This window comes from Psychromonas sp. SA13A (assembly GCF_011378715.1).
Taxonomy (GTDB): Bacteria; Pseudomonadota; Gammaproteobacteria; order Enterobacterales; family Psychromonadaceae; genus Psychromonas.
On record NZ_WTKU01000034.1, the window covers coordinates 4,068 to 18,706 of the forward strand.

Annotated in this window: 12 protein-coding genes and 4 tRNA genes; 3 read left to right on the top strand and 13 right to left on the bottom strand. The window is 37.4% G+C overall.

The window, feature by feature from the left end:
- Position 1 precedes the first annotated feature (1 nt).
- The 4 genes from GQR44_RS18865 to GQR44_RS18880 all read right to left on the bottom strand — a co-directional run bounded on the left by GQR44_RS18865 (position 2) and on the right by GQR44_RS18880 (position 416).
- Positions 2 to 74: transfer RNA gene (locus tag GQR44_RS18865), tRNA-Val, on the bottom strand.
- Between the two features lie 36 nt (positions 75 to 110).
- Positions 111 to 186 (bottom strand) — tRNA-Val (locus GQR44_RS18870).
- 33 nt (positions 187 to 219) lie between these two features.
- Positions 220 to 295 (bottom strand) — tRNA-Val (locus GQR44_RS18875).
- Positions 296 to 340: 45 nt separating this feature from the next.
- Positions 341 to 416, bottom strand: a tRNA-Val gene (locus GQR44_RS18880).
- 270 nt (positions 417 to 686) lie between these two features.
- On the opposite strand from GQR44_RS18880, the gene gltX reads away from it, so the two are divergent.
- On the top strand, positions 687 to 2,111 hold the full coding sequence (gene gltX, locus GQR44_RS18885) for a glutamate--tRNA ligase (protein WP_166373210.1): 1,425 nt from the start codon (positions 687 to 689) through the stop codon (positions 2,109 to 2,111).
- Positions 2,112 to 2,221: 110 nt separating this feature from the next.
- Here gltX and GQR44_RS18890 read toward each other — a convergent pair whose 3' ends face one another.
- Positions 2,222 to 2,839, bottom strand: coding sequence for a DsbA family protein (locus GQR44_RS18890; RefSeq protein ID WP_166373211.1), 618 nt, complete (start codon positions 2,837 to 2,839; stop codon positions 2,222 to 2,224).
- A gap of 190 nt (positions 2,840 to 3,029) precedes the next feature.
- Between GQR44_RS18890 and GQR44_RS18895 the strand changes: the two genes are divergently transcribed.
- Entirely contained in the window at positions 3,030 to 3,611 is a 582-nt protein-coding gene (locus GQR44_RS18895; protein WP_166373212.1) for a thymidine kinase, read from the top strand.
- Positions 3,612 to 3,783: 172 nt separating this feature from the next.
- Here the strand turns inward: GQR44_RS18895 and GQR44_RS18900 are convergent, their stop codons facing one another.
- From GQR44_RS18900 to tig, 6 genes are all read right to left on the bottom strand, one after another.
- Positions 3,784 to 5,682, bottom strand: coding sequence for a SurA N-terminal domain-containing protein (locus GQR44_RS18900; RefSeq protein ID WP_166373213.1), 1,899 nt, complete (start codon positions 5,680 to 5,682; stop codon positions 3,784 to 3,786).
- 80 nt (positions 5,683 to 5,762) lie between these two features.
- The gene (locus GQR44_RS18905; protein WP_028869511.1) at positions 5,763 to 6,038 is read right to left on the bottom strand and encodes an HU family DNA-binding protein; all 276 of its coding nucleotides are present in this window, start codon (positions 6,036 to 6,038) and stop codon (positions 5,763 to 5,765) included.
- 155 nt (positions 6,039 to 6,193) lie between these two features.
- Positions 6,194 to 8,551, bottom strand: coding sequence for an endopeptidase La (gene lon / locus GQR44_RS18910; protein ID WP_166373214.1), 2,358 nt, complete (start codon positions 8,549 to 8,551; stop codon positions 6,194 to 6,196).
- A 164-nt stretch (positions 8,552 to 8,715) separates the two neighbouring features.
- Positions 8,716 to 10,011, bottom strand: a complete 1,296-nt coding sequence (gene clpX, locus GQR44_RS18915) for an ATP-dependent protease ATP-binding subunit ClpX (protein ID WP_166373216.1) — start codon at positions 10,009 to 10,011, stop codon at positions 8,716 to 8,718.
- Between the two features lie 19 nt (positions 10,012 to 10,030).
- Positions 10,031 to 10,654, bottom strand: a complete 624-nt coding sequence (gene clpP, locus GQR44_RS18920; protein ID WP_028869508.1) for an ATP-dependent Clp endopeptidase proteolytic subunit ClpP — start codon at positions 10,652 to 10,654, stop codon at positions 10,031 to 10,033.
- 114 nt (positions 10,655 to 10,768) lie between these two features.
- Positions 10,769 to 12,076: a trigger factor gene (gene tig / locus GQR44_RS18925; RefSeq protein WP_166373218.1), complete on the bottom strand. Its 1,308-nt coding sequence runs from the start codon at positions 12,074 to 12,076 to the stop codon at positions 10,769 to 10,771.
- Positions 12,077 to 12,695: 619 nt separating this feature from the next.
- Between tig and GQR44_RS18930 the strand changes: the two genes are divergently transcribed.
- On the top strand, positions 12,696 to 13,052 hold the full coding sequence (locus tag GQR44_RS18930) for a VOC family protein (protein WP_166373220.1): 357 nt from the start codon (positions 12,696 to 12,698) through the stop codon (positions 13,050 to 13,052).
- Between the two features lie 225 nt (positions 13,053 to 13,277).
- On the opposite strand, the gene GQR44_RS18935 is transcribed toward GQR44_RS18930, so the two are convergent.
- Positions 13,278 to 13,901 carry a MarC family protein gene (locus GQR44_RS18935; RefSeq protein ID WP_166373222.1) on the bottom strand — a complete coding sequence of 208 codons (624 nt, stop codon included), beginning with the start codon at positions 13,899 to 13,901 and terminating at the stop codon, positions 13,278 to 13,280.
- Positions 13,902 to 14,144: 243 nt separating this feature from the next.
- On the bottom strand, positions 14,145 to 14,606 hold the full coding sequence (ybaK, locus tag GQR44_RS18940; RefSeq protein WP_166373224.1) for a Cys-tRNA(Pro) deacylase: 462 nt from the start codon (positions 14,604 to 14,606) through the stop codon (positions 14,145 to 14,147).
- Between the last annotated feature and the right edge of the window lie 33 nt (positions 14,607 to 14,639).

The following is a 14,639-nucleotide window of genomic DNA, read 5'->3' on the forward strand; positions in this document are numbered from 1 at the left end:
GTGGGCGATACTGGGTTCGAACCAGTGACCCTCGCCTTGTAAGGGCGATGCTCTCCCAACTGAGCTAATCGCCCATGATATTTATTGTTGTCATAATAATAAACTAAAGATGGTGGGCGATACTGGGTTCGAACCAGTGACCCTCGCCTTGTAAGGGCGATGCTCTCCCAACTGAGCTAATCGCCCATCTTTAAAGTTTATTGCTATAACATTTGAAAGTGGTGGGCGATACTGGGTTCGAACCAGTGACCCTCGCCTTGTAAGGGCGATGCTCTCCCAACTGAGCTAATCGCCCACTTTCAAAGTTCAAAATTTTAATTCTCTTGAAGAACAAGTAACATGGTGGGCGATACTGGGTTCGAACCAGTGACCCTCGCCTTGTAAGGGCGATGCTCTCCCAACTGAGCTAATCGCCCATGTTACTCTTTACTAACAAAACATTAAATTGAATGCCGTTGTTTGTGGGGCGTATTATAGGGTTCGACTTTTTTCAGTCAAGGCCTTTTTAAATAAAAGTGTTCTTTTTTGCTTAACTGCTTAAAGGGCAAGCAAAAAACGCTTAATTTTTATTGTTTTCACCCTTTTCAGAGGCAAATGCGCGCTATCGATAAATAGTTAATGTAATTAGATGCGGTTTCGTTAAAATACGGCAATGATTATTCAATAGTTCCATAAGGAAATTTTTAATGACAGTTAAAACTCGTTTTGCCCCTAGCCCAACTGGGTATTTACACGTTGGTGGTGCGCGTACAGCACTATATTCATGGCTACATGCAAAAAGCAAAGGTGGTCAATTCGTATTACGTATTGAAGATACCGATATCGAGCGCTCTACTCAAGAAGCTGTTGATGCGATTTTAGAAGGTATGACTTGGTTAGGTTTGGATTGGGACGAAGGGCCTTATTATCAAACTAAGCGTTTCGACCGTTACAATGAAATGGTGGATAAGCTATTAGCTGAAGATAAAGCTTACAAATGTTACGCACCTAAAGATTTATTAGATGAGATCCGTGCCGAGCAAGAAGCTAATAAAGAAATGGCACGCTATGATGCACAACATCCTAAAATTGTTGCAGTGAATCAAGCAGCAACAGCCGATCAACCTTGTGTTATTCGTTTCCGTAATCCAAAACAAGGTTCAGTGATTTTTGATGACGAGATCCGCGGAAAAATAGAAATAGCTAACGATCAACTTGATGACCTTATTATTCGTCGTAGTGATGGTTCGCCAACATATAACTTCTGTGTTGTTGTTGATGATTGGGATATGGGCATTACTAACGTTGTACGTGGTGAAGACCATATTAATAACACACCTCGCCAAATCAACATCTATGAAGCACTTGGCGCACCTGTACCACGTTTTGCGCATTGTTCAATGATCTTGGGCGATGATGGCGCAAAACTTTCTAAACGTCACGGCGCTGTTTCTGTCATGCAATATCGTGACGAAGGTTATTTACCAAATGCATTAAATAACTACTTAGTTCGTTTAGGTTGGTCTCACGGTGACCAAGAAATATTCTCACAACAAGAGATGATTGACCTATTCAGCTTGGATCATGTTAGTAAGTCTGCATCAGCATTTAATACTGATAAATTACTTTGGTTAAACAACCATTACATTAAAACATCAAGCCCTGAATATGTTGCAGGTCATCTACAATGGCATATGCAGCAGCAAAATATTGATACCAGTAATGGTCCTGCTTTAACGGAAGTTGTTACGGCATTAGCAGAACGTGCAAAAACATTAGTAGAGTTAGCAAATTCTAGTCGCTACTTTTATGAAGACTATGAAGATTTTGATGCCACGGCAGCTAAAAAACATTTACGCCCTGTTGCTAAAGAAGCTTTACAACTTGTGCAAACAAAACTACAAGCTAGCGATGATTGGTCAGAAACTAACTTACACCAAATTATCGAAGATACCGCCGCTGAACTAGAAGTAGGAATGGGTAAAGTAGGCATGCCGTTACGCGTAGCAATTACAGGTGCAGGTCAGTCCCCTTCTCTTGATGTTACATTAGCATTAATTGGTAAAACACGCAGTGTTGAACGTATCTCGCGCGCTATCGCTTTCATTGAAGCACGTGAGAATGCAGCGTAAACTTTATTAAGTGAGACGTTAGCTAAATTTAAAGCCCGTTAATGAAATGCGACATTAAACTAGCATCCATAAACGGGCTTTTTTATTCACTAACAACTTTAACTACTGAATTAATTTAATAAATCTATAACTTGTTGATAGGTTTTTTGCCAATTTAAATAATCAATGGCTATCGGTATATGTTGACCATTAACCGCTAAAACTAATGATGGAAAACCTTGAATAGGCAACTGACGACTAGCCGAAATTTCTTGATGGAATCTCACATTCACTTCGTCATCATTCAATTGTTTTTCAAACCATTCCCTATTAAAACCAATACTTTCGGCTAACTCTGCTAATGTAGAGGTTAATGATGGATTCTTTGCTTGCAAATAATAAGCTTGCTGAATAGCAAATAACATAGCTTGTTCTTGGTCATTATCTCTTGCAATAAGGCAAGCACGACAAGCGGGATAAGTTGATCGCTGCGGTGCGCATTGTGTCCAAAAGTCAAAATTGAATTGTGTGCCTAATTGGCTGTGAATTTTATGCCAAATTCCCTGTAACATCTGTTGCATTTCATTGGGCATAACAACATCAGAATCTGGTGCTAACCCACCTAACTTATATTCAATGCTTAGATCCTTTGATCCTAATGCTTGAGATAGTTTTAACCAACTATCTCGATATCCCCAACACCAACTACACATCGGATCATATACATAATATAAAACTGCTTTACTCATTACTCACTCCATTTAAAAATACTTTATCCCAAGATTATTTTAATTTATTTACATCACTACATTACAGTAAATATATACCGAACAATAACAAAGTGATTGGGTAGTGTTATAATACGTTATTAGCCCTGCGAACCATAAAAAGTTCTTTGCAGTTTGGGTATATTAATCAGCTTGATAACAGGACTTTATTTTGGCACAACTTTATTTTTATTACTCCGCAATGAATGCAGGTAAATCAACGTCACTATTACAATCATCATATAACTATCGTGAACGAGGCATGAATACATTTGTATTAACTGCAGCCATCGACAATCGCTCTGGTATTGGTAAAGTTTCATCACGACTCGGCATTGAAAGCGATGCGCATATCTTTGCAGCAACGGATAATTTAGCTGAAATGATCGCTGAAGTACATCTGCAGCAAAAACAACACTGCATTTTAATCGATGAGTCTCAATTCCTAAGCAAACAACAAGTTAGAGAGCTTACCTATGTTGTGGATATATTAGACATTCCAGTACTTTGCTATGGTATTAAAACAGATTTCCAAGGTGAACTATTTCCAGGTAGTCAATATTTATTAGCCTGGGCTGATAAATTGATCGAGTTAAAAACAATCTGCCATTGTGGTCGTAAAGCTAATATGGTTTTACGCTTGGATGGAAATGGTGAGGCAATTCAGGAAGGTGCTCAGGTTGAAATAGGTGGAAATGAAAGTTATGTCTCTGTTTGTCGTAAACACTTCAGGAAAGTATTTTGGGATAAATAGTGACAAATTTTACTGAGTCTACATAATCTCAATTCGGGGTAATAAAACAAAATCAACAAGTTACACATTAAAAAAGCGACTCATTGAGCCGCTTTTTATTTATCTAGGTTTTATAGAATAACTTATTAATTATGAAACATAGTTTATTAAGTCATTCATTAGACATTAGGACTTATTGTTCACCGGCATAGCTAATATCAGCATTGTCTAACAAGTACGTCACTAATGCTTGATAAGTCGCTTCAGAAGTACTGCGCTCTAACATAGTTGATAATTGCGTTTTAGTCTGCTCATTCGCTTCTGCATTATCCACATCAACAACATCAGATAACTCAATAACTGCAAAATCACCTTGTGCAGTAACCACGTAATCACGTGTCACATTTTCAGCTTCTGGTTTAGCTAATTGGAACAAACGTTGAATAACCTGAGCATCATAATCGCGGCTATAGCGTGCTAGCGTCAACGGTGCAGTGAACGCAATATCTTTATCCGCTAATTCAGCTGCAATTGATTCACCAGCGTTTAATTTAGCCATTAATGACTCTACAAATTGTTGTGCTGCAGCTGCTGCTTTTTGCTCTTCAAGTTGTAATGTAATTTGCTCAGAAACGTCCGCTAATGGTTTAGTCGCTGCGTCTTTGTGAGCTTTAACTCGCACTACAATTGCTTGAGAATCATTAAGTTCAATAATCTCAGAGTTTAAACCTTCAGCACGGAAATCTTCACTAAACACTTGATTAAGTACATTACGGTTATCAACAGAACTTGGAGCATTATCAGCTGAGAAGAAACCTGTTGTTTGAATCGCTACACCAACTTCAGCAGAGGCTTCTTCTAAGTTATCAGGAGACTCGAATGCGACTTCACTTAAACGTTGGTATAAGTTGTCGTACATCTCTTTCATCTTATCGTTTTTAAGCGCGATTTCGATTTTAGATTTAACCTCATCCAACGGTAATGTTGCTTTTTCCTGTGCTTCAATTAATTTGATAATATGAAAACCAAATTCTGATTTAACAACATCAGATAGAGGTGCATCAGTTGTTAACGAAAAAGCACTTTTATCAAATGCAGGATCCATAACACCACGCTCGAACCAATCTAATTCGCCATTATTTTTACCAGAAAAAACATCATCTGATTTTGTTTTTGCTAATTCAGCAAAATCCGCACCCGCTTTTAATTCATCTAAAATAGCTTGTGCTTTATTTTTCGCTTCTTCTGAATCACCTTGAACCAGAATATGAGCTACTTTACGACGTTCAACACGTTGATATTGATCCGCATGTTGTTCGTAGTAAGTTTCAATATCTTTCTCATTCAGGTTTACTTCTGGTGCTAATGTTGCAGCATCTAACAGAATGTATTCAACATCAACTTGCTCAGGATTTTGAAACTGCTCGCTGTTATCTGCATAGTAGGTATTGATTTCATCTTCAGACACAGAATCTGTAGTCATAAAATCAGCACTTTTTATATTCAAAATACGTGCAACACGTTGTTGACCTTGCAATTGATAAGCTTGCTCGACTTCTAATGGTAAAACAAACTCACTACCCACTAATGATTCTAATAGTTGTAGTCGTACTAAGTCAGTTTTAAAGTTTGCACTGAATTGTGCTGGAGCTAAGTTATTGTTACGTAATAAAGACAAGTATAAGTTGTTATCAAATTTACCATCAACTTGGAATTCAGGCATGTTTCGAATAGCTTCTTTAACTTGATCATCGCCGACACGTAAACCCATTTCAGTAACGGCTTGTGCAATCAAACGCTCAGTGATTAATGTCTGTGTAGCTTGAGCACGAATCTGTTGTGTAAAACCAGGTGTAGAAGCGATCAAGTCAAACTGTTCGCCGTATTGCTGTTGTAAACGCGCTCTTTCATTTTGATAAGCTTGTTCAACACTTTGTTGTGAAATAGCTTCACCGTTAACCGTGACAACTGCACTTTCTGAAGTAGTCCCTAAATAGCTACTCACCCCCGCCAAAGCAAAAGACAGGATGATCACCACTAAAATACTTTTAGCTACGATCCCTTGAGAGCCTTCGCGCATTTTATCTAACATAATATTTTACTCTTTAAGACTTAAAAACAAAAAAGCGCATCATAGGACGCGCTTAATGCATAACGGTGCAATAAAAACGCTTATGCGTTGATAGCATCTTTTAATGATTTACCCGCTTTAAATGCAGGTACTTTTGCTGCTGCGATTTGAATTGGCTCATTAGTTTGTGGATTACGGCCTGTACGTGCAGCACGCTCTTTTACTGAAAAAGCACCAAAACCAATTAGTGATACGCTGTCGCCTTCAACTAAAGCTGTAGTAACGCTGTCGATAAATGCATCTAATGCGCGACCAGCTGCAGCTTTTGAGATATCTGCGCTTTCAGCGATGTTATCGATTAATTGTCCTTTGTTCATTTGTAAATCCCCTGTCTATAATAAATTGGTGCTATTTTAAGATTGAATGGCACATAGTAAAAAAATACAGGGCTAGGCTACTGTTCTATTCAAATTCAAGCAAGTAAATTTGAATAAAATTAGGTAGATAGCCCTTATTTTATGCGGTTTGTCACCTATTTTTCAGTTTTTCCGATAGAAAAACCTTTGATGCTATCTTGTAAAGCGATTTCTAATACTTCATCTATCCAACGAACTGGCTTAATTTCTAGTTGGTCTTTAATATTATCAGGGATTTCTTCTAAGTCACGTGTATTTTCAAACGGAATCAATACCGTTTTAATACCACCACGACGAGCCGCTAATAATTTTTCTTTTAGACCACCAATTGGAAGTACTTCTCCACGTAACGTAATTTCACCTGTCATCGCTACATCAGCGCGAACAGGAATACCTGTTAAGCTAGAAATTAACACCGTACACATTGCTGCACCAGCACTTGGGCCATCTTTTGGCGTAGCACCTTCAGGCACGTGCACATGTATATCACGTTTTTCATGGAAGTCGCTATTAATACGCCACTCTTCAGCTTTCGCACGCACCACTGTCATCGCAGCTTGAATAGACTCTTTCATCACATCACCTAATGAACCAGTGTAAGTTAACTTACCCTTACCCGGTACAGAGGTTGCTTCGATAGTTAATAAATCACCACCAACAGATGTCCAAGCAAGCCCTGTAACTTGGCCAACTTGATTTTCAGAGTCTGCTTTACCGAAGTCATAACGACGTACACCTAAATAATCTTTTAGATTATCAATAGTAACATCTACTTTTTTCAGTTTTTTGTCTAATAAAATATCTTTCACAACTTTACGACAAATTTTAGAAATCTCACGTTCTAAAGCACGAACACCGGCTTCACGCGTGTAATAACGTACGATACCAATTATCGCGCTATCATCAATTGAAATTTCTGATTCTTTTAAACCATTACGCTTAATTTGTTTGCTTAATAAATGGCCATTAGCGATGTTAAGTTTTTCATCTTCTGTATAACCTGATAAATGAATCACTTCCATACGGTCTAAAAGTGGACCTGGAATATTCATTGAGTTAGACGTAGCAACAAACATCACATCAGAAAGATCGTAATCAACTTCAAGGTAATGGTCATTAAAGCTATTATTCTGTTCTGGATCTAACACTTCTAATAATGCAGAAGCAGGATCACCACGCATATCGGAAGCCATCTTATCAATTTCATCTAATAAGAATAATGGGTTTTTAACGCCCACTTTAGTCATTTTTTGAATCAACTTACCCGGTAACGAACCAATATAAGTACGACGATGACCACGGATCTCAGCTTCGTCACGTACACCACCTAATGCCATACGTACATACTTACGGCCAGTTGAGCGCGCAATGGATTGGCCTAAAGATGTTTTACCAACACCTGGAGGACCTACTAAACACAAAATAGGCCCTTTTAATTTATTAATACGTGTTTGAACTGCTAAATATTCTAAAATGCGCTCTTTGACTTTTTCCAAACCGTAATGATCTTCGTCTAAGATTTCTTGTGCTTTAGCTAAATTCTTTTTAACAGGGCTGCGTTTCTTCCACGGTACATTCACTAAGCTTTCAATGTAAGTACGAATAACACTTGCTTCCGATGACATCGGTGACATCATTTTTAGCTTTTTAAGTTCAGATAACGCTTTTTCTTTTGCTTCAGCTGACATGCCAGCCGCTTCAATTTTTTCTTCTAATTGCTCAAGGTCACTTTGACCTTCTTCACTATCACCGAGCTCTTTTTGAATCGCTTTCATTTGCTCGTTAAGATAATACTCACGTTGGCTGCGTTCCATTTGTTTCTTAACACGGCTACGAATACGTTTTTCAACTTTTAGAATATCTTCTTCATTTTCCATCATACCCATTAGATATTCAAAACGTTCAGTCACATTAGTTAACTCTAACGCCGTTTGTTTATCTTCTAGGCTTAATGGCATATGCGCTGCAATTGTATCTGCCAAACGCTCTGGTTCGTCGATACCATTAACAGAAGCAAGTACTTCAGGTGGAATTTTTTTATTGAGCTTAATATATGACTCAAATTGGCCTAATACACTGCGGATCAGTGCTTCTTCTTCTTTCTCATCGACGCCTTCACTTTCTAGCAGTTCAACTTCAGAAAAGAAGTATTCTTCATGATCTATGTTACGAAGAATAGTGGCTCGTTGCACACCCTCGACTAGCACTTTAACCGTGCCATCAGGTAATTTTAATAATTGTAAAATATTAGCAACCGTACCCACTGAGTATAAATCCTCTATTTTAGGATCATCTAGTGAAGCTTCAGTTTGTGCTACTAATAATACCTTTTTGCCCTGCTCCATCGCAGCTTCTAAACAGCTGATCGATTTTTTTCTGCCGACAAATAATGGAATAACCATGTGCGGGTAAACAACGACATCACGGAGTGGTAAGACAGGTAGCGTCAACAGCTGGTCTGTTTCTAATTTCATATTGTCCCCAGAAAAAGTATTGAAAATAAATACATGAAATGAATGCACGCGTAAAAATATTTTTACTTGTATCCAATATTGGGGATGTTAAGTTTTTTTTCAAGCGTAGAAACAAAAAAAGAGAGCATAATGCCCTCTTTTTTTATTTTATTGTTATTAATTGCTTATTTATCAGACGATACGAGTTTATTTTCTTCTTCTGAGTAAATTAACAAAGGTGATGCATCACCCATAATAACGTTTTCATCAACAACCACTTTGATTACATTTTCAACTGAAGGCAGGTCATACATTGTATCTAATAGCACTGCTTCAACAATAGAACGTAAACCACGTGCACCAGTTTTACGGTTCATCGCTTTCTTAGCCATCGCTGTTAACGCTTCAGGACGGAATTCAAGTTCAACATTTTCTAAGCCGAATAAAGCAGCATATTGTTTTGTAATTGCATTTTTAGGTGCAGTTAAAATTTCAACTAATGCTTCTTCATCTAATTCAGTTAATGTTGCAACTACTGGTAAACGCCCGATAAATTCAGGAATCAAACCATATTTTGCTAAATCTTGAGGTTCCACTTTCTTGAACGTATCACTTAATGACGCTTTAGCATCTTTATCGCGTACGGTTGCACCAAAGCCAATACCAGCACCGGTGTTAATACGTTGCTCAATAATACTATCTAAACCAGAGAATGCGCCGCCACAAATAAATAATATTTTAGATGTATCAACTTGAATAAATTCTTGGTTTGGATGCTTACGCCCACCTTGTGGAGGAATAGAAGCAACGGTACCTTCAATCAGTTTCAATAATGCCTGCTGAACACCTTCACCAGAAACATCACGAGTGATAGATGGATTCTCAGATTTACGTGTTATTTTATCAATTTCATCAATATAAATGATACCGCGTTGCGCTTTCTCAGGATCGTAATCACATTTTTGTAATAGTTTTTGAATGATGTTTTCAACATCTTCACCCACGTAACCAGCTTCAGTTAAAGTGGTTGCATCTGCCATTGTAAATGGTACATCTAATAAACGAGCCATGGTTTCAGCCAGCAGTGTTTTACCACTACCCGTTGGACCAATCAGCAAAATATTAGATTTGCTTAACTCAACACCATCGGCGATATCACCGTGTTTTAAGCGTTTGTAATGATTATAAACAGCAACAGATAGCACTTTTTTTGCTAAATCTTGGCCAATAACATAATCATCTAATGACGCACGGATATCATGGGGTGTTGGTAATTTTTTATTGCTGTTAGTACTGGTTTCAGCATTACTTGTAAGCTCAGCAATTTCTTCTTTAATGATGTCATCACAAAGATCAACACATTCGTTACAAATATACACAGAAGGTCCTGCAATCAGTTTTTTAACTTCATGCTGACTTTTACCACAGAACGAACAATACAATAGGCTGCTATTAGCATCATTGTTGTTTTTATCGGACATAGTTATCGTTATCCCTTATTTATGCTCTGCGAGTTAAGATTGAGTCAACAATACCATAGTCAACTGCTTCTTGAGCTCGCATAAAGTTATCACGGTCAGTATCCTGAGCAATAACTTCAATATCTTTACCCGTATGGAATGCTAATAACTCATTCATACGCTGTTTTGTTGCTAAAATTTCTTTTGCATGTATTTCAAAATCAGAAGCTTGACCTTGGAAACCACCTAGTGGTTGGTGAATCATCACCTTAGCATTAGGTAATACATGACGTTTACCTTCAGCGCCACTTGCTAATAAAAATGCGCCCATACTAGCGGCCATTCCCATACAGATAGTACTTACATCTGGTTTGATAAATTGCATTGTATCGTAAATTGCCATACCAGCGCTAATCGAGCCACCTGGTGAATTAATATAAATGTAAATATCTTTTTCTGTGCTTTCAGACTCTAAAAAAAGTAACTGCGCAGTGATCACGTTAGCCATGTGATCTTCAACAGGACCGGTTAAAAAGATAACACGTTCCTTTAATAGTCGAGAATAGATATCATATGAACGCTCACCTTTTGCCGTTTGTTCAACAACCATAGGGATAAGTGCGTTACTGATTTGTTCCGTATTTCCAGCAAATGGGTTAGTCATATTCCATCCTAATTATTTATTTTTATTGTTTGCGTTAAAAATGAAAATGGCCCGAGTGAAATCACCCGAGCCATTGAAATGTATAACCACTTGAATTAATAGTTAAAGAAACTATTAAGCAGCAGGTTTATTCATTACTTCATCGAACGATTTTTTTACTTCAGCTACTTTAGCTTTTTCAATGATAAAATCAACCGCTTGCTCTTCTAATGCAACATTTTCCATGTTTTGCATTAGTTCTTTGTTGTTTTTGTAATATTCAACAACTTCAGATGGGTTTTCGTAAGCAGAAGCAGCATTTTCAATTAATGCAGCAACTTTTTCTTGGTCAACTTTTAATTCGTTAACTTTGATTACTTCACCTAATAAAAGACCTACTTTAACACGTTTTTCAGCTTGCTCAGTAAACAGTTCAGCTGGTAACTCAGGCAAGTTGCTTGGGTCCATTTGCTTACCGTAACGTTCCATAGCTTGTTTACGTAATACGTTAACTTCACCATCAACTAATGCTTTAGGCACTTCGATTTCGTTGTTTTCAACTAATGCAGTTAATACGTTGTCTTTTGCAGTATTTTTTAATACTTGCTCAAGTTCACGTTGCATGTTTTTCTTAACGTCTTCTTTAAGAGCAGCTAGGTCACCACTTTCAACGCCGAATTTTTTAACGAATTCTTCTGTTAACTCAGGTAATGTTTGCTCTTCAACTTTAGTTAAGTTGATTGCAAATTGTGCTGTTTTACCTTTTAACTGTTCTGCATGGTAATCTTCAGGGAAAGTTACGTCGATGTTGAACTCTTCGCCTGCTTTTTTACCAACAATACCTGATTCAAAACCAGGGATCATACGGTTACTACCTAAAACGATTTGGAAACCTTCCGCTTTACCGCCTTCAAATAATTCGCCGTCGATAGAACCTTCAAAATCAACAGTTACTTGGTCATCGTTTTGAGATTCACGCTCAACGTCGTTCCATTCAGCATGTTGCTTTTGTAATGTTACTAACATTTTATCTAAATCAGCATCTTCAACTTCAGCAGTCACAGTTTCTACTGTTAATGCGTCTAATTCATTTAATGTTACTTCTGGGTAAACTTCAAATGTTGCAGTGAAAACAAAATCTTCACCTTTTTTACGAGCAACAGGAGCTACAGCAGGTGCGCCAGCTGGGTTTAATTTTTCAGCAACAATAGCTTCATAAAAGTTGCGTTGCATAATTTCGCCGCCAACTTCTTGCTCAACAGCTGCGCCAAAACGCTTAGCAATAACTGATGCTGGTACTTTACCTGGACGGAAACCATCAACACGTTGTGTTTTTGATAAATGACGTAGACGTCCGTCAAATTCTTTATCGAATGTTTCAGCAGCAACAGTAATTGTTAATACGCGCTCTAGGCCTTGTGTAGATTCAACAGAAACTTGCATTTTTATTCCTTTATCTTTTACGTTAAAAATTGTATTTACTGATAAAAGCCTATTTATTTATTCGCTTTCATCACTAAGGTGTATTTGCTTAGACTAACCGCATGATAAAATAACACCTTAATCAAAAATCATTTTATGATTTCTATAGTGAAATTTAAGACGCGCCATTATAGACACTGTTTTGCTGATAGTCGATAGGTAGCAGATAGTAAAAACCGAGTGCTAGCTCAGTTTTTTAGAAGATCAGTGCTATTTTTGGCAATTCATAAAAAAATAAGTACTAAAAGAGCAAATAGTTTTAGACCTGTGATCGCTTTCTGTTTATAAATTTTATGATTCAGCGATAGTAACTGCTTAAATACTTGCAGGCCATTGCATAGGTACTTGTTTAGATACTTGTTTAGTAATTCGTAAATGCTTGCTTAAATAACGCTCACATTCAAAGTGGTTAGCAACTGACATCATCAAATACCTTTAATGTTCGCCCGCATATAACAAGCGAGAGCAAGACTAAAAAAATTAAACCATGCTATTTAGGTAAATTAACAGCATTAACATTTTTAAAGCACGCGGATTTAACATTGAAGCACTTATCATTTCAAACTAAGAGGGATAAGCCATGACTAAAAGCGACAAGATAAATTATCTTGAATATCCAGCGAAAGATTTAGCGGCAACTAGAAGTTTCTTTACCCAAGTTTTTAACTGGCAATTTACTGACTATGGGCCAGATTATATTGCGTTCGTCGAAAAATCAGGACTTAACGGTGGTTTTTATCGTTCTCCGCTAATCTCTAATTCAGCTAATGGTGCTGGACTGACAGTATTTTATACCATGGAAATAGCTGCGCTTGAGCTAAAAATAGTGCAAGCCGGCGGTAAAATAAGCACCCCGCTGTTTGCGTTTCCGGGTGGTGTGCGCTTTCATTTTACCGAACCAAGTGGCAATGAATTCGCCGTTTGGTCTGAATCTTAAGAAAAGTAGTTCATTCAATACATAACTTTAGTGACTAAGCCTAATCGCTTTAGCTACTAAGCCTATTAAATGCGCTATTAAAGGGCTTGTTACAGCGCTTAGCGCAAGCTTTGTTAGCTCTTTCATTACATAGTTTGTTAAAAACATAGCTTGTTAAAAACAATTTTAAATAACGCTTAAATACTGTGTTAACTTTTTATTCAATAGCTAACACAGCCCTATTTTTTATTGAGCGACCAACCCACCAACAAAAAATCCTTGGATCCCAGAGAATACAATTTGTGCGCCAATAGCAGAAACAAATAATCCTGTGATTTTAGGTAATACCTCTAAACCTTGCTGACCTAATAAACGTTGGATCTTATTAGAGAACAACAGCACAGCTGCCACCGAAACTACAGCAGCAATCAAGGCTAATACCACCACAATCGTATCGGCTAATCCATCTAACTCAGCACCAATAACCATTAATATACCAATCATACCTGGGCCAACTGTTACCGGAATAGCTAAGGGAACAATGGCAAAATCAACACCGCGTTTATTAGAGCCTTCTGGTCCTTCAGGCACTTCTGTGCCGCCTTTGATCATTTCTAACGCACTTAAAAATAACACAGTACCAGCACCAATTTTAAAGGCATCTAATGTAATACCAAATAAACTGAAAATATATTGACCGAAGATCAGGAATACTAAGCTAATGATGAGCACAGTAATGCTTAATTTAAGAATAATTTGCTTCTTTTCCGATGAGGTTAATCTTTTACTCATGATCAAAAAAACAGATAACACAAAAAACGGTGTCATCATAAAAAATAGTTTTAAATATAGGGTAATTACTTGTTCCATCTACTGTCTCATTAACAATTAAAAAAGTGTTTCCGACGCTACGCCAGAAAATTCAGCGCATGCTAACATAGACGTATTGAGAAGCTAGATAGTATTTAAAATAAATCTGTGTTTATGAGGAAATTATTCAAGGTTCAAACCTGTCAGCGAAAGGATCTATTTTACGATCAACTGTCTCCTTCAACACAATGTAGATGCAGACAGAATCTAGACCGGAGCGCTAACAGGAGTAAATAAAAAACATTAAGTTAAATCAACAAAGCGAGCCGATAAAAGATCTGCTAAGTCTTGCGCTGCTAACTGTATCTCTAACCCTCTTTTACCAGCACTTACATAAATAGTTTGTTGTGCTAATGCACTTTCGTCAATCAAGGTTGGCAATTGTTTCTTTTGTCCAAGCGGGCTGACGCCGCCCAGCACATAACCCGAAGAACGTAACACATCATTTTTATTCGCCATTTGCGCTTTCTTAGCTTTTAATGCCGACGCGACGGCTTTTAAATTAAGTTGTTCCGTCACTGGTAGTACTGCCACCACTAATTGTTTATCAACTTCAACCACCAAGGTTTTAAAAACTTGTAGTGGGTCCACATTCAATTTCTCAGCGGCTTCTAAACCATAGGATTCAGCTTTTTTGTCATGTTTATATTGATGTACTTGAAACGTTATTTTATTTTTTTCTGCTAATAATATTGCCGGTGTCATTTTTACTCGCCTATTATAAATAAATTAAGTATC